16 protein-coding genes and 2 pseudogenes are annotated in these 24517 nt (G+C 71.3%); 11 read left to right on the top strand and 7 right to left on the bottom strand.

Going from position 1 to position 24517, the window contains the following annotated elements:
- Positions 1-33: 33 nt before the first annotated feature.
- The 3 genes and pseudogenes from ACGFSA_RS25820 to ACGFSA_RS25810 form a co-directional block, all read left to right on the top strand.
- Positions 34-747 carry a TVP38/TMEM64 family protein gene (locus ACGFSA_RS25820; RefSeq protein WP_393308043.1) on the top strand — a complete coding sequence of 238 codons (714 nt, stop codon included), beginning with the start codon at positions 34-36 and terminating at the stop codon, positions 745-747.
- Between the two features lie 224 nt (positions 748-971).
- Positions 972-1844: an undecaprenyl-diphosphate phosphatase gene (locus tag ACGFSA_RS25815; RefSeq protein ID WP_393308041.1), complete on the top strand. Its 873-nt coding sequence runs from the start codon at positions 972-974 to the stop codon at positions 1842-1844.
- A gap of 392 nt (positions 1845-2236) precedes the next feature.
- Positions 2237-2350 (top strand): annotated as a pseudogene (locus ACGFSA_RS25810) (SAM-dependent methyltransferase); the annotation flags it as partial.
- A 96-nt stretch (positions 2351-2446) separates the two neighbouring features.
- Here ACGFSA_RS25810 and ACGFSA_RS25805 read toward each other — a convergent pair.
- Positions 2447-9433 (bottom strand): ricin-type beta-trefoil lectin domain protein, encoded by a 6987-nt coding sequence (locus tag ACGFSA_RS25805; protein WP_393308039.1) that lies wholly within the window; start codon positions 9431-9433, stop codon positions 2447-2449.
- A 394-nt stretch (positions 9434-9827) separates the two neighbouring features.
- Between ACGFSA_RS25805 and ACGFSA_RS25800 the strand changes: the two genes are divergently transcribed.
- Positions 9828-14174: a ricin-type beta-trefoil lectin domain protein gene (locus tag ACGFSA_RS25800; RefSeq protein WP_393308037.1), complete on the top strand. Its 4347-nt coding sequence runs from the start codon at positions 9828-9830 to the stop codon at positions 14172-14174.
- Positions 14175-14200: 26 nt separating this feature from the next.
- Here ACGFSA_RS25800 and ACGFSA_RS25795 read toward each other — a convergent pair whose 3' ends face one another.
- Positions 14201-14437 carry a hypothetical protein gene (locus ACGFSA_RS25795; RefSeq protein WP_393308034.1) on the bottom strand — a complete coding sequence of 79 codons (237 nt, stop codon included), beginning with the start codon at positions 14435-14437 and terminating at the stop codon, positions 14201-14203.
- A 3-nt stretch (positions 14438-14440) separates the two neighbouring features.
- Between ACGFSA_RS25795 and ACGFSA_RS25790 the strand changes: the two genes are divergently transcribed.
- The gene (locus ACGFSA_RS25790; RefSeq protein ID WP_393308032.1) at positions 14441-14674 is read left to right on the top strand and encodes a hypothetical protein; all 234 of its coding nucleotides are present in this window, start codon (positions 14441-14443) and stop codon (positions 14672-14674) included.
- A 119-nt stretch (positions 14675-14793) separates the two neighbouring features.
- Here the strand turns inward: ACGFSA_RS25790 and ACGFSA_RS25785 are convergent, their stop codons facing one another.
- Together ACGFSA_RS25785 and ACGFSA_RS25780 are read right to left on the bottom strand one after the other, a co-directional pair.
- Positions 14794-15630, bottom strand: coding sequence for an SDR family oxidoreductase (locus ACGFSA_RS25785; RefSeq protein WP_393308031.1), 837 nt, complete (start codon positions 15628-15630; stop codon positions 14794-14796).
- Between the two features lie 102 nt (positions 15631-15732).
- Positions 15733-16557: a hypothetical protein gene (locus ACGFSA_RS25780; protein ID WP_393308029.1), complete on the bottom strand. Its 825-nt coding sequence runs from the start codon at positions 16555-16557 to the stop codon at positions 15733-15735.
- Between the two features lie 613 nt (positions 16558-17170).
- On the opposite strand from ACGFSA_RS25780, the gene ACGFSA_RS25775 reads away from it, so the two are divergent.
- The 3 genes from ACGFSA_RS25775 (at position 17171) to lnt (ending at position 20371) form a co-directional block, all read left to right on the top strand.
- A complete protein-coding gene (locus ACGFSA_RS25775; RefSeq protein WP_393308027.1) occupies positions 17171-18034 on the top strand; it encodes a universal stress protein in 864 nt (287 codons plus the stop codon).
- Positions 18035-18136: 102 nt separating this feature from the next.
- Positions 18137-18637: a nuclear transport factor 2 family protein gene (locus ACGFSA_RS25770; protein WP_393308025.1), complete on the top strand. Its 501-nt coding sequence runs from the start codon at positions 18137-18139 to the stop codon at positions 18635-18637.
- Positions 18638-18745: 108 nt separating this feature from the next.
- A complete protein-coding gene (gene lnt, locus ACGFSA_RS25765) occupies positions 18746-20371 on the top strand; it encodes an apolipoprotein N-acyltransferase (protein ID WP_393308023.1) in 1626 nt (541 codons plus the stop codon).
- On the opposite strand, the gene ACGFSA_RS25760 is transcribed toward lnt, so the two are convergent.
- The 3 genes from ACGFSA_RS25760 to ACGFSA_RS25750 form a co-directional block, all read right to left on the bottom strand.
- Complete coding sequence (locus ACGFSA_RS25760; RefSeq protein ID WP_393308021.1) at positions 20366-20713, bottom strand: hypothetical protein; 348 nt, start codon at positions 20711-20713, stop codon at positions 20366-20368. The genes lnt and ACGFSA_RS25760 overlap by 6 nt on opposite strands.
- A 92-nt stretch (positions 20714-20805) precedes the next feature.
- Positions 20806-21705 (bottom strand): Gfo/Idh/MocA family protein, encoded by a 900-nt coding sequence (locus tag ACGFSA_RS25755; protein ID WP_393308128.1) that lies wholly within the window; start codon positions 21703-21705, stop codon positions 20806-20808.
- A 13-nt stretch (positions 21706-21718) separates the two neighbouring features.
- Complete coding sequence (locus ACGFSA_RS25750) at positions 21719-22933, bottom strand: FAD-dependent monooxygenase (RefSeq protein ID WP_393308126.1); 1215 nt, start codon at positions 22931-22933, stop codon at positions 21719-21721.
- A gap of 1 nt (position 22934) precedes the next feature.
- On the opposite strand from ACGFSA_RS25750, the pseudogene ACGFSA_RS25745 reads away from it, so the two are divergent.
- The 3 genes and pseudogenes from ACGFSA_RS25745 to ACGFSA_RS25735 form a co-directional block, all read left to right on the top strand.
- Positions 22935-23263 (top strand): annotated as a pseudogene (locus tag ACGFSA_RS25745) (TetR/AcrR family transcriptional regulator); the annotation flags it as partial.
- Positions 23264-23303: 40 nt separating this feature from the next.
- On the top strand, positions 23304-23816 hold the full coding sequence (locus tag ACGFSA_RS25740; protein WP_393308019.1) for a DinB family protein: 513 nt from the start codon (positions 23304-23306) through the stop codon (positions 23814-23816).
- Between the two features lie 130 nt (positions 23817-23946).
- Positions 23947-24393: a hypothetical protein gene (locus ACGFSA_RS25735; RefSeq protein ID WP_393308017.1), complete on the top strand. Its 447-nt coding sequence runs from the start codon at positions 23947-23949 to the stop codon at positions 24391-24393.
- The last annotated feature ends 124 nt before the right edge of the window (positions 24394-24517 follow it).

The following is a 24517-nucleotide window of genomic DNA, read 5'->3' as shown; positions in this document are numbered from 1 at the left end:
CGATCACCAGCAGATGTCGGTTACTCTCCCCGAATGCTCGACCCCGTCCCCGCCGCCCGGCCCGCCGCCGGCCTCGCCGTGCGCTGCACGAGGGCGCTGCTCTCGCCCTGGTCCCGGTTCTCGCTGCTCGTGGCCGTGCTGCTGGCCGCCGCGGCGACCACGCTGCTCCTCGATCCCCAGCGCCTCCTGGCCCATGGCTGGCCGGCGCAGCTGAGCGGTGGCGGCGCATCGGTCCTGCTGTTCGGCCTCGCGTACGGCCTGTCCACTGTGGCGTTCGTGCCACGGCCGCTCCTCAACCTCGCCGCGGGTGCGCTGTTCGGGTCGCAGGCCGGTCTGGCAGGCGCCCTGGCGGGCACGGTGCTCGGCGCGGGCATCTCGTTCGGGCTGGGCAGGGTGCTGGGGCAGGACGCGCTCCGTACGCTGGTGCGCGGGCGCTGGCTGAAGGCTGCGGACGGGCAGCTGAGCCGGCACGGCTTCCGTTCGATGCTGGCGCTGCGGCTCTTCCCGGGGGTGCCGTTCGCCGCCGCCAACTACTGCGCCGCGGTCTCGCGGATGGGGTATCCGCCGTTCCTGGTGGCCACCGGGCTCGGCTCGATCCCGAACACCGCCGCCTACGTCGTCGCGGGCAGCGAGGCCTCGTCCCCGACATCGCCCGCGTTCCTGGCGGCGATGGGCTTCATCGTGCTGACGGGCGTCGGCGCGGCCGTCGTGGCCTGGCGCAAGCGGCACCGCCTCGCCGCGGACTGAGCCGGTGAGCCGGTCTGCGGTGCCCCTGACACCACCGGGGGTCGACGGTGGGTGCGGGGGCAGTCGTACCCCTGTTCACCCAAGGACGATACGCTGCCCGCGCATTACAGACGATCACCGGGCCCGACGTGGCCCACCCCTCATATGACCGCAATCCGCACGTTGTCGACGGCCCTGCGGGCCGTCGTCCGATGCACGATCACTTCCGGGATGGCCAAAGCCCCATGAGCTGGTTCGAATCGTTCGTCCTCGGCCTCGTTCAGGGACTGACCGAGTTCCTGCCGATCTCCTCCAGTGCGCATCTGCGGCTCACCGCCGCGTTCGCCGGCTGGCAAGACCCGGGTGCGGCGTTCACCGCCATCACCCAGATCGGCACGGAGGCCGCAGTCCTCATCTACTTCCGGAAGGACATCGTCCGGATCGTCTCGGCCTGGTTCCGCTCGCTGACCAACCGGTCGATGCGCGGCGACCACGACGCGCAGATGGGCTGGCTCGTCATCGTCGGCTCCATCCCGATCGGCGTCCTCGGCGTGACCTTCAAGGACCAGATCGAGGGCCCGTTCCGCGACCTGCGACTCATCGCGACCACCCTGATCGTGATGGGCATCGTCCTCGGCATCGCCGACCGCCTCGCCGCCCGCGACGAGGTGGGTGGCAAGCACCGGGCGATCAGGGAGCGCAAGTCCCTCAAGGAACTCGGCGTCAAGGACGGCCTGATCTTCGGCTTCTGCCAGGCGATGGCCCTGATCCCCGGCGTCTCCCGCTCGGGCGCCACGATCAGCGGCGGTCTGCTGATGGGCTACACCCGCGAGGCCGCCGCCCGCTACTCGTTCCTGCTCGCGATCCCGGCGGTGCTCGCCTCGGGTGTCTTCGAGCTGAAGGACGCGGGCGAGGGGCATGTGTCGTGGGGGCCGACGATCTTCGCGACGTTCATCGCCTTCGGCGTCGGATACGCGGTCATCGCCTGGTTCATGAAGTTCATCACCACGAAGTCGTTCATGCCGTTCGTGATCTACCGGATCATCCTGGGCATCCTGCTGCTCGTCCTGGTCGGCGCGGGCGTCCTCAGCCCGCACGCGGGCGAGTCCGCCGGCTGACCAGACAGGTGAATCTAGCGCTGTCCAGCGCCTTTTAGCGCTTGCCCGCATCCGCGAGCCGTGATCATCTCCCACTTCTCTCCCACCGATCTCCCACCTGGGAGACGGGAGACGCCCCGCTAGGAGGGCACTGAAGATCTTGGCCGGTGAGCTTCCGCAAAGTGGAGAGTAGCCGGAAGGGCCCGCACAGCCTCAGCTGTGCGGGCCCTTCTGCGGGGCGACTGGATCGAGGTCGGCTCAGATCAAGACGGTCCAGGAGGCCCTGGAGGCGGTCGGCGAGCCGTCATCACCGCGAGGCCGTCGCCGTCACAGCGCCGGCAACGGCCGGTGATCCAGGCCGGGCGAAGCACAGCGGCTCCGAGTTCCGCGGGCGTCGGCCCACTCGCCGGCGTCACTGGGAGCTGCGGGCCACGTCCTCCCTGGTCACCGGTACCGAGGAGGCGTTCATCAAGTCGTACAGGGACGGCTCGTTCCAGTACGTGCTGATCGCGGCCGACCGGGTCTGACCGCGTCTGACGGCGGCCGGGCGAAACGCCGGGCGGCGGGTGCCCCCACCGAAGTGCGGGCACCCGCCGCCCGGGTCGTGCTGGGAAGGTGCCGGATCAACCGGTGGCGGACCGGACCTGTCCGGCGCCCGCCTGCTTCATCGCGGCGACGGTGTCCAGCACGCCCTGGTGGAACTGCTCCTGGGTCATGCTGGTGCCGTACTTCTTGAACATCTCGATGCCCTGGCGGACGCTGACGCGGTCACCGGTGTCGGTGTCGCCGACCAGGATCTTGGCGCCGGGGAACGCCGCGGTGGCGCCGTCCTCCAGATACTTCTGGTCGAAGCCCGCCGCCGCGCCCACGAAGCCGTAGTGCACGTTCGACCAGACGTCGTAGTAGTCCTCGTCGTCGGCGCCGGGGACCTTGAAGTAGAAGTCGGGCTCCGTGCGCAGGTGCATCATCGACTTGAGCTTCGGCTTGTGGTCCCAGTCGGCGCCCGCACGGACCTTGTCCACCCAGATGCCCGTGGCGATGATCCATCCGGTGCTGCTGCCCAGCGGATTGCCGCCGTCCTCGTGCAGGCCGTTGTACATCGACTTGAAGGCGCCGGACTTCAGGTTCCGCATGATCTCGGCGTACATGTACGCCTCCGCCGTCTGCCAGCGCTGCGCACCCAGCAGTCGCGCCGCGGCCCGCTCCCGGGCCACGCGCTCCGCCTTGCGGGCCGCGTTCCAGGCCTTCTTGGCCTGCGACATGTGCTCGTTGCCGGGGCTGCGCTCGCCCCGGGAGCGGTTCCAGTAGCCCGCCTTGTCGGCGTTCTCCTCCAGCTCCTGGGCGTCCGCGGCACAGTAGTCCCACACGCAGTTGTTGGAGTAGTCACCGATGACACCGTCGGTGTCACCCGGCGCGCCCGCGCACTTGCCGTCGGGGCCGCCGCCCGGCGCGCCGTGGACGCACTGCCGGCCGTCCGGGTCGGAGTTGGTGACGGGGTTGTTGTCCGCGTACGCGTAGCCGTTCCAGCTTTGCGGGTCGGCGCTGTTGAACAGCGGGTCGGTGCTGACGAATCGGCCCGCGGTGGGCAGGTATTGGCGGGCGCCGAGGTTGGTCAGGCCCGTCGTAATGTCCTTGGTGCCGCCGACGAAGCCCTTGTCGCCGGCCCACGCCGACGGCTGGGTGCCGCGCGCGTTGCCGAAGGGGTCGGTGGTGCGCCGGGTGGCGGTCAGCGTCGACAGGTCGATGCTGAGGCCGTCGGTGCCGTGGTGGTCGGCGATCTGGACGACGAACGCTCCGGTGGCGGTGCCCGCGCCCGTGCGGACGATGGTCATGCCGCCGGGGATCGGGTAGTAACGGGTGCCGGTCTGCGTCTTGTTGGCGGAGGCGGTGTCCACGGTCAGCTCGTCGGTGCCGAGGCTGATCGTGGTCTTGCCCGGGTTGCGGCGGACCAGCTGGTTGCCGTCCGCGTCGTAGACGTAGGTTGTGGTGGTGTCGGGGACCGTCCACTTCTGTCCGGCGGGCACCGTGGTGGCGCAGTCGCCGAGGACGAGGGCGGTGCCGTCGGTGGTGACGTCGCCGGGGACGGCGAGGCAGCGGCCGGAGGCGGGGTTGTAGAAGGTGGTGTCGGGGCGTGCCGTCCAGGTCTGGGCGGCGGTGCCGTCACAGGGCTGGATCTGGACCGGCGAGCCGGCCACGGTTCCCATGGCCTGCAGGCACTTGTTGCCGGTGGAGAGCCGGTCGCCGGCGGTGGCGAACCGCTGGCCCGCGCCGGTGTTGCAGGTGTAGATCTGGACCGGGTTGCCGTTGCTGGTGCTGCCGCCCGGCATGTCCATGCACTTGCCGCCGATGCCCTTGATCTGGGTGGCGGTGGCGAGCGAGGCGAGCTTGCCCTCGCTGTTCCAGTTCAGGCTGCTGGTGCCGGCCTTGCCGGCGCGGAAGGACGTGGTGTTGCCGACCGCGTCGTACTGGAAGTTGTCGTTGTTGGTGGTCGTCGCGGTCTTGGCCGTCGACGTGAGCAGGGCGTGCGGACCGCCGGTGCCGCCGCCCGTGGTGGGCGCGGTGGTCGGGGTGTTGACGGTGCCGGGGGCGTTGAACGTCTGAGTGGTCGTGACGTCCTTGGTGGTGTCACCGGCCGGGTCATGGCTGACCTGCCTGGTGCGGTTGCCGGTCAGGTCGTAGCCGTAGTCCTGCCAGTACGGTGCCGGGCCGCCGATGGTGGCGGGGGTCGGCGTGGCGGTGGCACAGCCGCCCTGGTCCTGGGTCTGTCCGGTCTCCGGGGCGGTCAGGCCGCCGGTGTCGGTCCAGGCGGTGGTGAGCCGGCCGAGCGCGTCGTAGGTGAAGCACTGGCGGTCGGTCTGGGACGGGGTGTTGTCGGCGATGCCGGTGATCGAGGTGATCTGGCCGGAGTCGTTGTAGGTGTAGCCGGTCTGCTGGACGGCGCCCGTGGTGGACGTCTGCTTGTCGACGAACTGCTGCTTGACCCGGCCGGTGGCCTGGTCGTAGTCGGTGGTGGAGACGACCTGCGTGGCCCACGGGTTGACGGTCGAGCGGATCGGACGTCCGACGGCGTCGTACTCCGTCTGCGTGTCGTACGTCGTGGCGCCCGCGTACTTGAACATCTGGCCGTAGTCGTTGTACGAGTACACGATGTCGTCCATCGGGACGCCGCCGAGCGCCGGGAGCACCGTCTCCTTGGGGCTGCCGGTGATCTTGTCGTACACCGTGCTGGTGGTGTACGAGAACGTGCCCGAGGTCAGTCCGGCGTCCGTACCGGGAATCGTGATCGTCGATCCCGTGGCGCGGTAGCCGTCGTCGTACCCCTTGATCTTGGTGGTGTACGCCTGGCCGCCGGTGCCGCCGACGTACCGCGTCGACGAGGCGGGCTTGCCCTTGCCGGCCGTCGCGGTGTCGAAGGTCCACGCCGCGAGCTGCTTGTCGGTGGTCGTGGCGGTGCCGTCGAACATGCCGGCCTTCCGGCCGATCAGGTCGTAGGTGAAGGTGACCGTCTGGCTCTTGCCGTTGGTGGTGCTGCCGAGCCGTCCAGCGGTGTCCCACGTCTGCGTGGTCGTGCCGGTGTCAGGGTCGGTCGCGGTGATCTGGCGGCCGCGCTGGTCGTAGCCGTACGACCAGGTGTTGCCCACCGCGTCCTTACGGGTGAGCGGGTTGCCGTCCACCGTGTAGGTGTAGCGCGTGATGGTGGCGTCGGCCGGCAGGCCCGTCGCGGTGGGGGTGGTGTACTGCCACAGCTCCGAGGTGTGGCCGCGGCCGTCGGCGACGGTCGTGGTCGGAGCGGAGCCCTTGGGGGGCACGACGTCGGTCCGGTCGACGCCCTTGTAGTCGGTGGTGGTACGGGACTGCTCCACGCCCAGCGACCAGGAGGCGGTGACCACCGCGCGGCCCTGGCCGTCGTAGGTGGTGCGGGTCTGCGACGGGATGGTGCTCTCGGCCGAGGGCAGCAGCGTGCCGGTCGGGCCCGAGACGTCGTTGTACCAGGGCGCGTTGGCCGTTCGCGTGCGGCCCTGCGAGTCGAGCAGCGTGTCGGAGACCAGCCGGCCGGTGTAGGCGGGGTTGGCCGGTGACGTCTGCGTCTGCCGGGTCCGGGCGAAGCCGTCGAGGATGTCGACGCTCTTGACGTAGACCGGCGTCTCGCCGTCCTTCATCAGCTTGTTGGTGGTGGTCGTCGACGGGACGCCGCTCTGGTTGGAGACCCCGTACGCGAACGTCATGTTGGCGTTCGGGTTGGCCGCGGGGGTGCGGCCGGGCAGCCAGACGCCGGTGAGGCGGCCGAGCGCGTCGTACGTCTCCGTGGTCGTCTTGAGGTTCTGGTCCTTGACGGTCAGCGGCAGGTTGCGCCGGACGTCCATCGTGGTGACGCTGTCCCAGGTGCTCGTCGCGCCGGGCACGGGGGCGGCGACCGTCAGCGTGGACGGCAGCTCACCGGTCGCCGCGGGCGTGTAGGTCGTCGTGGTGACGGCCCCGACCGGGTGCTGGGTGTCCTTGCTGTTCGGGTCTTTGACCGAGGCGGTCCGGCCGTAGGCGTCGTACGCGGTGATCGCCGTCGGCACGAAGAAGGGCGTGCCGTCCGTCTCGTACCGGTCCAGGATCTCCTGCTTCGTCGCGTCGCCGGTGGCGGCGGCCTGTCCGTTCGGCAGGTTGTCGTAGGAGGTACGGGTCCGGGCGACAGTGTTGGCAGCGGTCGCGCCGGCGGTGCAGGCGTCCGTGCCGGAGACGACGAGCTTCTCCGACACCAGGCTGGTGACCTGCGGATCGGGCCCGGCGGCGTAGCCGAGGCGCGAGCACAGGTCCGGCAGGCCCTCGGCCTGCTCCAGGGTGGTGACGGCGCGGTTGTTGTGCGCGGGGTCGGTGGTCGTGGTGGTGACCGTGGACCGCCAGTTGCCGTCGGCCTTCTTGCCCTCGGCCGTGACGGTGGTCGTGGTGGCGTTGTACCGGGCGACGAGGTCCGGCAGGCCGGAGCCGCGCACGTGGGTCGCGGTCGTCACCTCGCCCGAGGCGCCGGTGACGCTGCGGCTGACGACGCTGCCGCCCGCCTGGTCGTACGTCTCGTTCTGAAGCGTCTGGCCGCTGAGCCAGTCGTGGTCGGTGACGGACCGGCCGAGGGCGTCGGTGAGCTGGACGCTGCGGGTGGAGCCGTCCTTGCGGACGTCACCGTTCATGCCCTGCCGGTAGGTGGTGCGCACCTGCGACTTGGGGCCGTCGTTGCCGCTGCCGGTGGTGGCGGTCACGGTGGCGAAGCCGCGGAACTCGCCCCAGGTACGGGACTTGGCCTCGGTGAACTCGCCGTCGTCCCGGTGCCAGCCGGCCGGACCGTAGGCGTAGCCGGTGATCTTCTGCGGGGCGTCGGTCGTGGTGTCGTTCTCGGTGAGCGAGGCGACGGTGAAGTGGTTGAACCAGTCGAGGACGGGATCCGAGCCGACGACCGAGCCGGGCGGGGTCCAGCGGACCGGATAGCAGGCCATGGTGTTGTCGTCCTCGGCGGGCGGCATCACATGGTTGCGGCGCGAGCAGGCCGGCAGGTTGTAGTCCACGTTGAGGACGCCGCCGGTCTCGTTCTTGATCTGCTGGATGCGCGGCCGGTCCATCAGCGGCGGCGCGGGGACGAGGTCGGTGCCGTCGACCCGGTTCGCGAGCATCACGGGGACGAAGGTCACCGCGGGCAGCGTGATCTCCGGGCTGCCGGTCTTGCCGGTGCGCTGGACCGAGTCGAGCCACAGGGCCTTCTGGCTGGTGGCGTCCTTCGGGTCGGGGAAGGAGTGCTTGAGGACGTAGGAGTCCACGTCCTGCCAGGCGTTGTTCACCCGGACCTGGGTCAGGACGGAGGCCAGCCGGCGGGTGGTGAAGAAGGTCGGCGCGAGGACGGTGCAGGTGCCGGAGCTCTTGCACTCCTGGTCGACCGGGACGTCGGGCCAGTTGTTCTTGTTCGCCTCGGTGCGCTGCGAGGGGTCGCAGACAGCCGTTTCGACGCAGCGCTCGGCGGTGCCGAGCGTGACCCGGACGGCGGGCTGGAGGCCGCCCTTGGCCGCGACCTGATCGGACAGGCGCTGGCCGTACGCGACCGAGGCCAGGGTGTTGGCGCGGGTGTACGCGGTGAGCGTGCCGGCGCCCGGGTTCTGGCCGCCGCCGCGCGAGTAGTAGTTGGTCTCGGGAGCCCACGTGTACGTCGTCAGGTTGCCGTGGGCGTCGACGACGTAGTCCAGCTGGAGGCGCTGCCACATCGTGCACCAGGAGGCTTTGCCCTTGGCCGCGTCGTAGCACGGGGCGCCGGATTTGGCGGAGTACACCGGCACGCCGGAGACGGAGTTGGCCGCCGGATCGCTCTTGTCGCCCCCGGGCAGGTGGTTGACGCCGAAGTAGTAGACGGTGCCGGCCGGGTCGGTGACCTTCGCGTAGGCCCCGTCCTGGACGCCGTTGGCGGCGCCGGAGCCGAACTCGATCTTCGTGCCGTCGTCGTTCTTCAGCCGCCACACACCGGTCGCCGCGTCCGTGCCGGCCGCGCCGGTGGCGACCCGGACGAGCGGCCCGGAGTGGCCGCCGAGCGAGAGGCTCGCGTTGAAGCCGGCCCAGCACAGGTCACCGGAGTCGGTGATGCCCGCCTTGTCGCAGGGCTTGTAGGTGCGCTCGATGAAACCGGGGTTGAGGTCCCAGCCGTCGCCGATCCAGGACGCCTGGGCGTTGGTGGCGGAGGTGCGGCCGTCCACGGAGGAGGAGTCGTAGCCCAGCGCGAGGGACGGCGCCTGGCCGCCGAGGGCCGGCGGCAGCTGGAACGGGTAACTGTAGGTCAGCGCGCCCGAGGAGCCGCCCGCGGCCCAGGCCGAGGACGGGTTCAGGCCGGAGGCCTTGTAGTCGCCGCCACCGCCCGAGGAGCCGGTTTCCGCGGCGAGCAGCATCGGGGCGCTGCTCGGGGCGCTGCTCGGGGCGCTCGCGCCGCTCGCCGACGTGAGCAGCGGCGACCGGTCCGCGTCGCCGGTGACCCGGGCGGGCGCGGGCGCCACGGCCGGCACGGCGAGGTCGGCCGTCAGCCGCCCGGTGGCCTTGTCGTAGCGGGTGGCCAGCGGGGTGCGGACCCGGCAGGACGCCACCTCGGGGGTGGTCGCGGCACACGCGGGGAGCGCCACCAGGCGGCCGCGCGCGGCGAACTGACCGCCGGTGGCGCGCTGGAGCTCGGCCAGGTCGAGGCCGACCTTGACCGGAACCGTGCCGTGCGCGTCCCGGCTGGTCGCGGCGTCGACCGCGGCGACCGAGAACAGCAGGCCGTGCACGCCGGCGGCGCGGGCCGCCTTGCTGTCGTTGCGTACGACGGTCACCGCGGGCAGCGGGGCCTTGGGGCCCTTCGTGGCAGGGCCCACCCACACGGGGAGGCGGCCGGCGCGGGCGGGGGCCGTCGTGGGCAGCGCGGTGCCGCTCAGCGCCGTGACGGCCGGCGCGGCGGGGGCCGCCGTGGCCCGCTTCGGCACGGCGTGGGGCGGGGCCACCGGGTCGCGCTTCTTGGCCCGGATCCCGGATATCGAGGCGGTGTGCGGCAGCGGTGTCTTCGGAGGCTGCCAGATTCTGTCGAAGTCCGGCTTCGCCGGAGCGGCCTGGGCCGCCGGCACTGCCAGAAGGGACGCCGTCAGGGCCACGATCAGCGGGACGGTCGCCCGTGTCCGTGAAAGTCGCCCGGATCGGCGCATGCCGAAGCGCGGCATCGCTCATCCCCCTGTGAAACTCGAAAGTTGAAGTTGGAAGTAGTGAGGGCCGTTCGATCCGACTGATCGACGGCACAATCGGACGGGAAGGTAGCAGTCGCCACAACCGCCCGTATCCCATGAGCAGTTGAAATTCGGACGTGTTCTAGATCACAGCGCGTGCAATTCGTGAAGGCTGCGCACAAGGTGGACACGGCCCGCGTGGCGGATTTTGATCGCCGACCATGCCCCTGCCAAAGTGCCCCTGATCTCTGCGCGCCACGCGCCGGCACCACGCACATGCATGGGGGAGCCAACAAGCATGTCCACTGCACCAAGACCCGCACTCCGGCGGCCGATATCGGCCGCGGCCGTCCTGGCGATGTCGGCCGCGCTGCTGGCCGCCGCGCCCTACTCGGCACAGGCCGCACCGTCGCCCCAGTCTGATCCGTCGGCCTCCCCGGCCGCTCCGGCCCCCTCCCGGGGCAGCACCGAGCGCCCGAAGCCGACGGCGGCCCGCACCGCCGCGGAGAAGGCGAAGCTGAAGGCCCAGACGACCGGCAAGGACGTCCAGGTTCCGCAACTCACCGACGAGTTCAGCACCACCGTCGTCACACCCCAGGGCAAGCTGCGCACCGAGCGCAGCCTCGAAGCCCAGCGCATGAAGGGCAAGGACGGCGGCTGGGTCACCCTCGACGACACCCTGGCCACCCGCGCGGACGGCACCGTGGCCCCGAAGGCCGCCGACTCCGACCTCGTGCTCTCCGGGGGCGGCACCGGCCCGCTGGCCACCATGACCACCGAGGACGGCCAACAGCTGTCCGTCTCCTCGCCGTTCCCCGGCACGCTGCCCAAGCCGGTCCTCAGCGGCAACGGCGCCCTCTTCGAGAACGTGGCGCCCGACACCGACCTGAAGGTCACCGCCACCAAGTGGGGCGGCTACGGCACCGTCGTGATCCTGCGCAGCCCGGCCGCCGCTGCCAACCCGGCGGTACGGAACCTGGTGTTCCCCGCGGAGACCAAGGGCCTCACGCTCGCCAAGGACAAGGACGGCAACCTCACCGCCGGCGACGGCAGCGACACCGTCTTCCGCGCGCCCGCCCCGATCATGTGGTCCGCGAAGGAGGCCCGGCAGCCGGCCGCACGCGGCGGCAAGTACGCCGACATGGACGCCTCCGCGCCCGCCGACAAGGCCAACGGCGCCATCGACGGACTGAGCAGCCCCGAAGGCCCCGGCGCCCGCGCCACCGTCGCCAAGATCCCCGTCACCCAGGCGAAGGCGACCGGCGCGGCCGGCAAGGGCCGCGGCGCCATCGCCCTGGCCCCCAGCATGGACCTGCTCGACGGCGCGGACACCAGCTACCCCGTCTACATCGACCCGGACTGGTCGCGCGACTCCCGCGGCAAGCAGCACCACGCCTGGGTCATGCAGGCATGGCCCGGCACCAGCAACTTCGACCGCTCCGGCTCCAACGACCGGGACCACCCCGGCTCGGGCTACCAGGGCTGGGAGTCCCCGTACGGCATCGAGCGCGCCCTGTTCGAGTTCGACATCAACGGGTACTACGGCTCGACCATCAACTACGCCAACCTGCGCGTCAACCAGTACATCTCCTCGGACTGGTCCTGCTCCACGACGTACCCCGTGAACGTCTACCGGGCCCGTGAGTTCGACGGCTCGGTGTCCTGGAACAACCACGAGGTCCGGGAGTGGCTGGACGGCAAGTGGGTGCCCGGCAACGGCACCAACTCCGCCTGCTACAACGACATCCCCGTCGACTTCAACGTCACCGGCGCCATGCGGGACGCGATCCGCGACACCAGCAAACCGCTCGCCTTCGTCCTGCGCGGCAACGAGGGCTCCGGCGACAAGATGGGTTTCAAGCGGTTCAACTACAACGCCACGCTCAGCACCGAGTACGACTTCCCGCCCAACACCCCGGACAACCTGCGCGCCAACCCGGTCCCGCGTCGCGTCGTCGCCGGCGACACCCAGGCGTGCGGCGGCGTTCCCGCGTCCTCGTACGGCTGGGTCACCGACACCCACACCGACCTGATCTCCAGGGTCAGCAGCCCCAACCAGGGCCAGCTCACCGAGTGGGTCGACGTCTGGGACGAGACCGCGGGCGCGACGGCGCACCAGGGCTGGTCCGGCTTCGTGTCGAACTGGTCGGAAGCCTCGTACTCCCTGCCGATCGGCACCCTGCAGAACGGCCACAACTACGCCTGGGCCACCCACGGCGACGACGGCCTGCTGCGCGGCCCGTCCAGCACCACCTGCCACTTCGCCGTCGACATGACCCCGCCGGTCATGGCCTTCGGTCAGTTCACCGACCCCAACACCCAGTACCCGCCGGCCGGCAACGGCCAGATCACCAATCTGCGCCTCGGCGACACCGGCTCCATCCCGATCTCGGCGTCCGACCCGAGCCCCGGCGCGGGACTGCGCTCCTCGGGCCTGGCCTGCGTCCAGTGGGGCTTCGACCCGCAGCTGGCCGGCGCCCAGCAGACCTGCGGCAGCCCGCTCTCCGCGAGCAGCATCAGCGTCAAGCCCACCCACTGGGGCACCAACATCGTGTACGCGCGGGTGCTCGACGAGGCCGGCAACGCCTCCCAGACCCTGTCGTACGCCTTCTATGTGCCGTGGAAGGACGGCCCGGTGGCCTTCGGCGACACCACCGGTGACGCCCGGCCCGACATCCTGATCCCGGACAGCAACGGCAACCTGGTCACCCACGGCCGGGCCACCGACGGCAGCAGCGCCAGCATGCTGCCCAGCGGCACCGCCGCGACCGCCATCCAGGCGCCCGAGGTGCCCAGCGGCCGCACCTGGAAGGACTACCGGATCGCGCACCGCGGCTCGCTCGACCCGGGCCGCAACGTCGACGACCTGTTCGTCCACCGCGAGCCCGCCACGGTCGGCGCTCTCGGTGGGTCCGACCTGTTCGCCTACGACAACACGTTGTCCGACCCGGGCCGGTTCACCCTCGGCACCAAGCACACCGTCGACAAGCCGGACTGCGACCCGGCGTACGCAAGCTCCTGCGCCGGCTACCACAACGGCACGGGCTGGCAGTACTCCAGCCAGATCACCCCGACCGGCCCGGCCCGCACCACGCGCACGCCGAGCCGCAAGGTGTCCGACGCGACCGGTCTGCTCGCCGTGGAGTCCGGCAACCTGTGGTTCTACCCCGTCAAGTCCAACCAGACGCTCGCCCCGCCGGCCCTGGTGTCCGGCAGCGGCGACTGGGACAACAAGGACCTGATGGTCCCGGGCAACACCCTGGACCTGTCCACCGCCACCACGGCAGACACCGCCCCGGCCCTGTGGGTGCGCAACCGCACCAGCGGCGACATCTTCCAGTACAAGCTCGCCACCGCCACCCGCACCGACGACCTCCTGGGGGTCACGTACACCGTGTTCACCGGGGTCACGGCCCAGCCCACGACCCGCATCGGCTGGGGTATCACCGGCTCCGGCTTCCCGCGCGTCGGCTCCGAGGGTGACGTCACCGACGACGGGGTGCCGGACTTCTGGGCCCTGGACAGCGCCGGCACGCTGCACGCCTGGGCGGCCACCACGACCTCCGGCGCCGTGACCGGCTTCGACGGTCACCACGTGCGCGGCGACACCCAGGCACCGACCGTGCAGTGGCGCCTGGAGGGCGACACCAAGGCGGTTCCCGCCGGCAACGACGGCACCGCGGCGAACATCAGCTATGCCAAGGACACCGTCGACGGCCGTTCGGTCGACGTCGCCGTCTTCAGCGACACCCTGAAGTCGACCGTCACCGCACCGGACAAGGTCGTCGACACCCGGCAGAGCTTCACGATCAGCACCTGGGCGAAGCTGGACAAGCCCGACGGTGTGATCGTCAGCCAGGACACGGGCCACGGCAGCGCGTTCATGCTGTGGGCGGACTCGGGCAACTGGCGCTTCGCCATCGCCCGCGGTGACGACGACGGCTGGCCGTACGACTTCAACGCCACGGTCAACACCGCCAACGCGTTCAAGGCCGGCGTCTGGACGCAGCTGACGGCGACGTACAACGCCACCACCGGAGCCATGAGCCTGTACGTCAACGGGCGTCTGGGCTCCAGCGGTTACCACACGGCGAGCACCAGCCCGGCGCCGAGCGGCAAGCTGGTCATGGGCCGCTACAAGTACCAGAGCCAGCCCAACAACTGGCTGGCCGGCCGCGTCAGCAACCTCGCCGTCTACCAGGGCTACACCCCGCAGGCCACCACGGCCGGCAGCCCGATCCGCTTCGCCGCCTCCCCGGACATCTGCGTGGACGCCCCGGGCAACAACAGCGGCAACGGCATGCGGCCCCAACTGTGGGGCTGCAACGGCACCGACGCCCAGAAGCTCAGCGTCAACGCCAACGGCACCCTCACCCAGCAGGGCCAGTGCGTCGCCGTCAGCGGCAACCAGACCACGTCGGGCAGTGCCGTGATCTTCTGGCAGTGCCTGGGCGAGGGCGGCCAGCAGTGGCTGCCCCGCGCCGACGGCTCGATCTACAACCCGCAGTCGGGCCGCTGTCTCGACGTGCCGTGGGCCAACCGCAACTGGGGCACCCAGTTCCAGCTGTTCGACTGCAACGGCACCCCGGCGCAGCAGTGGAACGTGCCCACGCTCTACACGCCCGTGCTGCCGGTCAACCCGTAGCACGCCGGCATGACCGCATAACCGCCTCACCGAGCGCCCCGTCCCCCACGGACGGGGCGTTCGCGCGTGTCCGGCGGTCCATCCAGAGACGCCTTCTTCTTGCGCTTGTCCTCGATCCGGCGGCGCGTCCGGGGCACGGTCTGGACGTTCTTCGGGTCCTCGCCGTGCACCTCGTTCACGTGCTGGATCAGGGCCTCGTCGGAGATGGTGGGGTCGGCCGCCAGGGCGGCCCGGACGGTGTCGGACTTGAAGGGGCCGCCCACGGCATGGAGTCCGGGAACCCCGGGCACCACGTCAGCCTGCTCGCCGTGGAAACCGACGAACAGGCCCAGTCCCTACGTTTTCCCGGATCGCCGACCATCCGCGTCAACGGCCACGATCCCTTCCCGGCCGCAGCCGAAACATACGGGCTGACCTGCCGCGTCTACACCACGCCCAAGGGGCTCGCCGGCGCACCTGCAGTCGACGAACTCGTCCGGGCACTCAACGGCGAACCCTAAGCTCGTCACAACACACGCCCTGTGTTGCGACGATCCCTGGAATCCACCCGGCGGGAACGGGCGGCGGCCCCGCCATGGGCCGCTCCCTGGACATCAGCGAGGTCGATGGATCCCAGGGTTCAGTGTTCCTGGGCCGTCGGGCGCACCATGATCTCGTTGACCGCCGCGTGCCGCGGCTGAGCGACCATGAAGGCGATGGCCCGGGCGATGTCCTCGGCGTCGAGCCATGTGCTCTGCGGCAGATCACGCGCGGCCGCGAACCCGGCGCCGGTCGACATCTCCGTCGTGGTCATCCCCGGCTCGACGAGGCCCACCCGGACACCGCGCCCCGTGACCTCCTGGCGCAGGGCCTCGCTGAATGCTCCGACCGCGTGTTTCGTCGCCGAATAGACGCTGTTGTTCTTACGGGCCACCCGGCCCGCGAGCGAGCTGACGTTCACCAGGTCGGCGACCCGGCGCGGGCCGTCATCGGCCGCGCGCAGCAGGTGCGGCAGCGCTGCCTGCGACATGTGCAGGACGGCCTTGAGATTGAGGTCGACCATCCGATCCCATTCCTCGGGGTCGCCTTCCTCCACTGCGCCGATCGCCACGTATCCGGCGTTGTTCACCAGCACGTCCAGCCGTGCGAACCGGTCCGCGGCGTCCTCGACGGCGCGACGGGCCTGTGTCGCCACGCGGAGGTCGGCGGTGAGGGCGACGCACGTGCCGCCCCGGTCCCGGATCGCGGTGGCCAGTTCCTCCAGCCGGTCGGCTCGACGGGCGACCAGCGCGAGGGCCGCGCCCTGCCGGGCCAGTGCCAGGGCGGTGGCCGCCCCGATGCCGCTGGAGGCGCCGGTCACCAGCGCCGCGCAACCGGACAGCGCTGCGTCGGCCGGTTCGGCCGCACCGGTGGCCGCCGCTGCACCGGCCGGGGCCGCGGCCCCGGCATTTCGGACGTTCGCATCCCTCGCACTCATGATCGCCTTTCGCGCTTCACCTCGCCCCGTTGCCTTTTCCGCAGCTTGCATCAGGTGCTCCGAGTCCGCCTCCTCACCGCCCGGCTGCCTGCACCACCTTCGTCAGTACGCGACGACCGCCCACACCAGCGCCCCGCCCACGGCGGCCGCATAACACCCGACGGCGGCGCGGACGACGGTACGACGGGTGCGGGCGCTCCACGAGGTTCTGGCCAGCACTCCGGCCAGCAGGGGCAGCACCAGGATCGCGTGCAGGCTCACTCCATGCAGTGGCTTCACCGATGCCGTGGAGTCGTAGCCGGCCAGTTGATGACCGGTGCGTGTCAGATAGACGCCACGGGCGATCATCGCCGCTCCGGACAGCAGCCCGACGACCAGGATCGCGAAACCGGCCCGCAGGGCGAGCGCCATGCCCGTCGGTCCGTCCGGGCGCCGGAGGAACGAGGCGACCGCGAGGGCGGTGAGGATGACGACCAGCACTCCCCCGCCGACGGCCAGCGTCATGGAGACCGCCGTGTCGAAGGGGGTCTCCATGTTGAAGTGGGACGGTACTCCGCGCCACGCCTGGAGCGTGATGCCGCCGACCTCCAGCACGCAGTCGACGGCGAACAGCGCGAGCAGCACGGTACGCGTGCGGGGGCGTATGCGCAGGTAGGACGCCACCCAGCAGAGCGCGATGAGCGTCAGTCCGAACGAGACCCCGAAGGTGATGGGCTTGCGCCAGGACACCGGGCCGTCCCAGGAGCCGCCGTCGACGGCGAAGACGATCAGATGCAGCAGCCCGGAGACGACGAGGAGCGCGCCGGTCCGGTAGCAGAGGCGCTCCACCGGGCGCGCATTCCGCCACACGGGCGCGGTCGGCGGGGAGCCGACTGCGCTACCGCGCACCGGCTCTGTCGTGGTGACCCGTGCGGGCTGGTTCTCCATGCCCGGAGCATCTCTCGGGAAGCGCCCGGCGTCGTCGTACATCCGAAGGCAGCTGAAGTACGCCCCTCGGAGTACCGGTCGTCAACCCACCCGTCGGTGGCGCGCCTCGAGCACGACGACGAGCGACCTCGGGCTGGAAGACCTGCTCCCGGGGCGCCGACCTGTCGCTGCCCACGTGACCCAGGCGCGGGCAAACGTCGAGGAGGACAACGAGTACGGCAGCGTCCCGCACCCCGACCCGTGGCTCGCCGAGCAGATGGAGGGGCTCGCTGCGGCCCTGTGAGTGCGCCGAGCCCGCCCGCGGGCCGGGCGCGCAACGGGCCGCGCGTCATGCCCGTGCCCGCCCCGCGCCGCCGTGGAGCACACCCGGCCGGCGACCGGAACCGCCGCGCAGGCTCGCGCCGGAATACCGGAGGGCGACCGGCCATAGCGGACGGAACAGGTCCCGGCGGTGGTCCGGGTCGGCCTCCGCCCGGCACCGGAAAGCGGCCGGTCCTGCACCCGCCGGTGGGGCCCTCGGACGCACAGGGTAGAAAAGGGGTCGAAAGTCCCTGCCGGATGCTGCGTTCGCATACCAGCCCGGGACATGCACCGCCGGACTCTGGAGGACTCCATGACCACCACCGAGATTCCCGTGATCGCCGCCGTCGACGGCTCGTCGCACAGCTACGAGGCCCTCGACTGGGCGGCGCGCGAAGCCGTCCGGCGAGGACTTCCGCTGACGATCGTGCATGTCCGGATCCCCACCCGGCGTACCGTCCAGGAGGCGCAGCAGCGACAGGCCGAGGAGTTGCTCACGGAGTCCGTACGGCGGGTGTCGCTGATCGCTCCGGACCTGCACCCGGCCACGCTCAGCCCGCTCGGCTTCCCCGTGTCCGCGCTGACCTCGCTCGGCGGGAACGCGTCGCTGCTGGTGCTGGGCTCCCGCGGTCTGGGCGGATTCCGGTCCCTGCTGATCGGCTCGAACAGCCTGGCGACAGCTTCGATGGCCACGTGCCCGGTCGTCGTCGTCCACAGCGGTCGGGGGGACGACGACGCGATGGACGCGGCGGAGACATTTCCGGACATCGTTGCGGGAGTGGCTGCCGACGAGAGCAGCGAGGCGGTACTGGATTTCGCGTTCGAGGCCGCAGCAGCCCGGCCCGGCGCGCGCCTGCGGATCGTGCACGGCTGGACGATGTTCTCGTCGATGCTCTCCGGCGGACCCGTCTTCGACCGGGACGCGGCGGCGGGCGCCGCCGAGCGGACCCTCGCGGAGCTCACCGCAGGCCGACGCGAGAAGTACCCGCAGGTCGAGCTCGTGCTGGAGCCGATCCATGGCTCCGCGTCGCGCACCCTGGTCACGGCGTCGGCGACCGCCGCGCTCACGGTGATCGGGCGGCGCAAGGGCGGCGAGGAACTCGGGTTCGGGCTGTCCCCGGTCGCGCAGACAACGCTCACGCACGCGCTCGGGCCGGTGGCCGTGGTCCCCTGCTGAGGCACACACCGGGCCGGGCACCGGACATCCGGATCAGGACCGGACCGCCGCCGCGCGTGCACGGCCCTTGGCCTCGGCGGTCGACGGGCACACACTGACCGCATGACGCAGCGCGTGGCTCTCGCAACCGTGATGGACCAGTTGTCCATCGATGCAGTGATCACCGGCTATGCGGTGGCGGTGGACGACAGCGCCTGGCAGGACTACGGGGAGCTGTTCACCCCGGACGGCCGCGCCGACTACCGCAGCGCGGGCGGCATCGAGGGGACCGCCGCCGAGGTCGCTCAGTGGCTCGCGGAAACCATGCGCCTCTTCCCCGTACGACAGCATCTGATCGTCAACCGCCGGCTCGACCTCCAGGACCTGGGGGGCTATCCCGGCGACCGGGCCGAGGTGCAGGCCGACTACCTCAACCCGATGCGGTTGCGGGGCGCGCCGGACGACGGCGCCACCGGGGCCGCGGACACCACCACGGCGCCGAACTTCGTCTCCGGCGGCCGGTACGCGTTCGGGCTGCTGCGCACGGAGACCGGCTGGCGGATCCGTACCGTCGCCGTCCATGAGAAGTGGCGCAGCCTCACCGGGGAGCTCGCCCCCGGCTGATCCGCGCCTCGGGCCCCACTCCCTCTCTGGCCGCGGCCGTTCCCCTCCCCCCACACTGGGGAAGGAGGAGGGGGAGACTGCTCACCGGGCAGGACGAGGAGGCGCGGCATGCGAATTCCGGCCGTTCGGCGTGAGAAGGGGGAGCGCCTGCTCCGGTCGCCCTGGTGGCGCGGTGGTGCTGCGCTGCTCGCGGGTGCACTGCCCGCGCTCGCCTTTCCCGCCCCGGCTCTGTGGTGGTTCGCGTACGTCGCGCTGGTGCCGTGGCTGCTGCTGATCCGGTCGGCAGGTACGGGTCGGCGGGCCGCACTCGACGGCTGGCTCGGCGGTACGGGCTATCTGATCGCGGTGCACAACTGGCTGCTGCCGAGCCTGCATGTGTTCCTCGTGATACTGGCGGCGTTCCTCGGTCTGCTCTGGGCGCCGTGGGGGCTGCTGGTCTCCCGGCTGCTGGGCGGATCACCGTCCGTCGCAAGGGTCGCGGCGGCCCTGATCGTGGTCCCGTCCGGCTGGCTGATGATCGAACTGGCCCGCTCCTGGGATGCGCTCGGCGGTCCCTGGGGGCTCCTCGGCGCAAGCCAGTGGCAGGTGCCCGTGGCGCTCCGGGTGGCATCGGTCGGAGGGGTGTGGCTGGTGAGCCTCCTGGTGGTGGCGGTGAACATCGCGGTCACCCTGTTGCTCGTGACGTCCGCCGCCCGGACGGCCGCGGCGGCCGGCATCGTGGTGGGCGCGCTGGCAGTGGGCGCGATATGGGGGTGGGCGCCGCAGCCGGAGCCCGCGGGAGTGGCCCGGATCGCCGTCGTACAACCCGGCGTGGTCGAGGGGACGAACAGCGTGGAGCTGCGTTTCGCACGCAGCGAGCAACTGACCCGCACGCTGGCGGGCCGCCAGCTCGACCTGGTCGTCTGGGGCGAGAGCAGCGTCGGCGAGGACCTGTCACAGCACCCTGATCTCGCAGACCGGATCGCGAAGGTGTCACGCGAGGTCGGCGCGGATGTGCTGGTCAATATGGATGCCCGGCAGGCCCACGCCTCGGGCCGGACGGGGATCTTCAAGAGTGCGGTGCTGGTGGGACCGGACGGCCCGACCGGGGACCGCTACGACAAGATGCGTCTGGTGCCGTTCGGCGAGTACATTCCGGCTCGTTCGGTGCTCGGCTGGGTGACGTCGCTGGGCAAGGCGGCGGGCGAGGACCGGCTGCGCGGGACCCGGCAGGTGCTGATGTCCGTTCCCGAGCCGCCGTCCCCGGTGCATTCCTCAGGGTCCCCGGGCGGAGCGGAGAGGCTGCGTATAGGTCCGCTGATCTGCTTCGAGTCGGCGTTCCCCGACATGAGCAGGCGGCTTGCCCAGGACGGGGCCCAGGTGCTGATCGCCCAGTCGTCGACGTCCACGTTCCAGCACAGCTGGGCGCCGGCCCAGCATGCCTCGCTGGGCGCCCTCCGGGCGGCTGAGACCGGCCGTCCGATGGTGCACGCCACGCTCACCGGGATCAGTGCGGTGTACGACGCGCAGGGGCGTCGCATCGGCACCCCGCTCGGTACGGACACCAGCGCGGCCGCCGTGTTCGACGTACCGCTGGCCACCGGCAGCACGCTCTACGTCCGGCTGGGCGACTGGCCGGCGCAGGGTGCGCTCGGGGTGCTGGCGGTGTTCTGCGCCTATGAGGGTGCACGGTCCCTCCGGCGGCGGAGCTTGGCGGAACCGGTCGGTGCGGCCGCTCCGGCGGCACGGCTATGACGGGGCGTTGACCGAGACGATGTGCCCCTGTGCGTCGACGGTGAGGGCAACCCGCTCGACCTTGTTCGTCACGGCCAGCGCCACCCACACGGCGCCCCACAGAAAGCAGCTGAACACCATGAGCAGAGCGTGCAGCACATGGTTCAGCGGCTGCCCGCGGACCATGACGACCTGCGTCTCGGCGCGCGACTCCACCCGCCAGCCGCTCGCGATCCGCTGATTGACCGCCCAGTCCAGGATCAGGGCGCGCTGCATCGTATCGGGTGGCCGCCCGTCCGCCGAGTAGTAGCCGGGCGGTGGCTGGAGAGCACCCCACCCCGGTGGCTCGTCGTGGGGCTTCACCAGGTCACCTCCACGGGCTGGCGGTCCATCCCCCCAGCCTGCATCCGGCCCGAGCGGGACGCATCCGGACCCGCCCTGACCAGCGGCTTCCGCTACGCGCAGTCCAGGTCCCGCAGAATGCGCTCGCACAGTTCGTGCGTCTCCAGCGCGTCCCGGGCACTCAGCGGTTTCCCGGCACGCACGGCGTCCAGGAAGGACAGCACGCACTGCTCGATGCCGCGCTGACGGGCCACCGGCACCCAGTCGCCACGCCGCCGCAGGCTCGGCTGTCCCTTGTGGTCGATCACCTCGGCAAGGTTGACGACCTCACGCTTGGAGTCCTGTCCGGAGACTTCGAGCCGCTCCTCCGTCGAGCCGCTGAGCCGGTTCATCGCGCCGATGGCGGTGAATCCGTCTCCGGACAGCTGCAGCACGACATGGTGCATCAGGCCTTCGCGGATCCGCGCCCGTACGACGATGTGCTCGACCGGCCCCGGCACCAGGAAGCGCAGGGTGTCGACGACATGGATGAAGTCGTCGAGCACCATGGCGCGCGGTTCCTCGGGCAGGCCCACCCGGTTCTTCTGCATGAGAATCAGCTCGCGCGGGTGCTCGACGCACTGCGCATAGCCGGGCGCGAACCGACGGTTGAAGCCGACGGCCAGGCTGACACCGCGCTCCTCGGCAAGGTTGACCAGCCGCTCGGAATCGGCGAGTTCGTAGGCGAGCGGCTTGTCCACGTACGTGGGCACACCGGCCCGGAGCAGCCGGTCGGTGATCTCCGGGTGTACGGAGGTCGGGGCGTGGACGAAGGCGGCGTCCAGGTCCTGGGCGATCAGCGAGTCGAGCTCGGAGTGGCATTGCTCCGGCGGGATCCGGTGGGACGCGGCGACGGCGGCGAGGGTGGCGGGAGTGCGGGTCTGCAGATGCAGTTCGACCCCGGGCAGGGCGGTGAGGACCGGCAGATACGCCTTCTGCGCGATGTCGCCGAGCCCGATGCAGCCGACCTTCACTGGGGTCTCCCTCTTACTCACGCCGTGTCATATGCATGTCCTTCGCCCGGGCAGCATACGTGTGCTGCGGCGGCTGCCAGTCCGCGATGCCGTCGAAGGTACGCAGCACCAGCGCCGGCCCGAGCCGGGACACGGCGGACATCAGCGTGTCGCGCACCGCGACGGCGGGGGCGCTGGTCAGGCGCATCAGACGGGCCACCCGGGCGGCCTTGCGGACGACAGCGCCCGTCCGGGGGAGCCGGTCCGCGCTGTACGCGGCGAGCGCAGTCCCGAGGTCGGCGTCGGGCGCCGCGTGGTGGGCGAGCACGATTGCGTCCTCGATGGCCTGATTGCCGCCCTGCCCGAGGGTGGGCGCCATGGCGTGGGCGCTGTCGCCGACCAGGACGGTCCGGCCCCGGTGGAACGCGGGCAGCGGATCGATCAGATGGTGCACATCGTTGCGGAGCACCTGGTCGGGTTCGACGGCGGCGATGATCCCCGGGATCGGATCGTGCCACGCGCCGAAGCGGCGCAGCAGCTCGGCCTTCTCGTCGTCGGCGGCCCGGGCTCCGGCGGGGGCGATCGCGGCTGCGTACGCGTAGATCCGGCCGTCCTTGAGCGGCTGGGTGCCCCAGAGAGCGCCGCGACCCCAGGTCTCGTGCGGGGCGAAGGACTGCTCGGGCGCGGGGACGACGACGCGCCAGGTGGTGAAACCTGCGTACGACGGCCCGGGGTGATCGGGGAAGAGGTGTGTGCGTACGGCCGAGTTGATGCCGTCGGCTGCGATGACGAGGTCGGCCTCGAGGTCCGCGGTAGGCGTCCTGACCACGGCGCGGGCGCCGCCCGCGGTGCCCGGGTTCACGAGTTCCGCCGTCGTTCCGGTCCGGATCACGGATACGGGCAGTTCGGCCACGAGAGCATCGATCAGGGTCGCACGGTGCAGCAGGACCATCGCTCCGCCGAACCGCTCGGTCGCCGCCGCGCTGTCCGTCCGGGACATCCAGCGGCCGCTCGGACTGCGCATACCGCCGTCGCCCTGCCAGGCGGCCAGGGATTTGATCCGGTCGCCGAGACCGATGACGTCCAGGGCGCCCTGCGCGTTGGGGGCCAGGCCGATGCCTGCGCCGACGGGCTCCAGCGAAGCGGCCCGCTCCAGGACGGTGACCTGCCAGCCGCGCCGGCAGAGGGACACGGCGGCGGTGAGGCCGCCGATTCCGCTGCCGATGACGACCGCATGGGGCTTCGGCAGCCTCGCCTCAGCCCTGCACCGATACCTGGCCCGCCACCCCAACTGCTCATCTGCCGCTACGAACTGGCCCTGGAGGCCACCCGGCGCCCGGAGCTTCGGGAGTTCTTCGACGCGACGGGCGGACAGTTCCGCGAACCCCTGGTGGCGCTGATGACGGCAGCCGGTTCGGCCGAGCCCGAGCGGCACGCCCTCTCCCTGGTGGCCTGGTGCGAAGGGCTGATGTTCTCGTGCGCCGCGGGGTCGTACCACCGGTCCGTACCGACCGAGGAAGAGCTGCGCACCGGCTTCGCCGAACTGCTGCGCGGCATGCTGGCACCCCCCGGCGAATAACATCTGGTCAGATCGTGATCACCGGGAAAGAATGCCTGGCATGACCGCAGACGAACGTTCCGAACCCGCCATCACCGCCGCCGAACGCCCGATGCTCGAGGGCTGGCTCGACTATCACCGCGACACGCTCGCGCTGAAATGTGCGGGGCTCACCGACGCCCAGTTGCGGGAGGCGTCCGTAGCGCCGTCGCAGCTCAGCCTGCTCGGGCTGATACGGCACATGGCGGAGGTGGAGCGCCACTGGTTCCGCAACGTCATGGCCGGCGAGGACGCGAAGTCGCTGTACTGCACCGACGAGGACGAGGACGGCGACTTCCATCCCACCGAGGCGGACACCTGGGAGGAGGCCGGGGCCACCTGGCGGACGGAGATCGACGCGGCCCGGGAGATCGCCGCGAAGCACGGGCTCGACGATCTGTCGGTTGGCCGCAGCCGCAAGGGCGAACAGTTCAACCTGCGGTGGATCTACACCCACATGATCGAGGAGTACGCGCGGCACAACGGCCACGCCGATCTGGTCCGGGAACGGATCGACGGCACGACCGGTGACTGACCCACACTCCACGCCGCCCGGCGGGCAGACGCCGCATGCCGAGGCGTTGCGCTGACCGGGGTCACTCGTGAGGGCCAATCATCACCGGCCGGCTCGCGCAGTGCCCTGCCCGCACAGCAGAGTTGCCCAGGTGCAGCGAACCAGTATCACCGTGAAGCTCCTGGTCGGCGTGGCAGTCACTGCCGTCACCGGCTGTGTGTCCGTGGAGCCCCGGCCGGGCATTGCGCCCCGGCCCGAGACCAGCAGGCCCGTCCAGGACCTGGCGCCCCAGATCGTGGGGCCGCCGGTCCGGGACACCCTGGAGGCGATCCCCGACCCGAAGCCGTCACCGAAGGCGTCCGGCCGAACGGCGAAGGCGCCGTCGGACACCCGACGCACCGCGCCACGCGCCCCGCAGCAGCGGGAGCACGTCGTCGTGCCCCGGCCTCGTCATGCCCCGCCCGCAGCCGCGCGGGTGCCGAATCCGCCGGCCGCCCCCGTCACCGGGACAAGTGTCTGCGCCCTCGGCCGGGGCTACGGAGGCTGGTCCGCGGGCAGCCCCGAGGCCCGGATCTGCGAGGACACCTACGGCCGCTGAACGCCCCGTGGGGGGGGGGCCCCCCGGGGGCGGGGCCGGCGGGGTGGTTTGGGGCCGGCCGGGGGGGGGGGGGGCGGGCCACGGCGGGGGGCCCCGGCGCGCCCGTAACCCAGCCCCCCCCCCC

Origin of the sequence: Streptomyces sp. NPDC048496, assembly GCF_043200055.1 — a bacterium.
Lineage (GTDB): Bacteria > Actinomycetota > Actinomycetes > Streptomycetales > Streptomycetaceae > Streptomyces.
The sequence above is the reverse complement of the archived record's forward strand: the minus strand, read 5'-3'. Positions and strand labels throughout refer to the sequence as shown.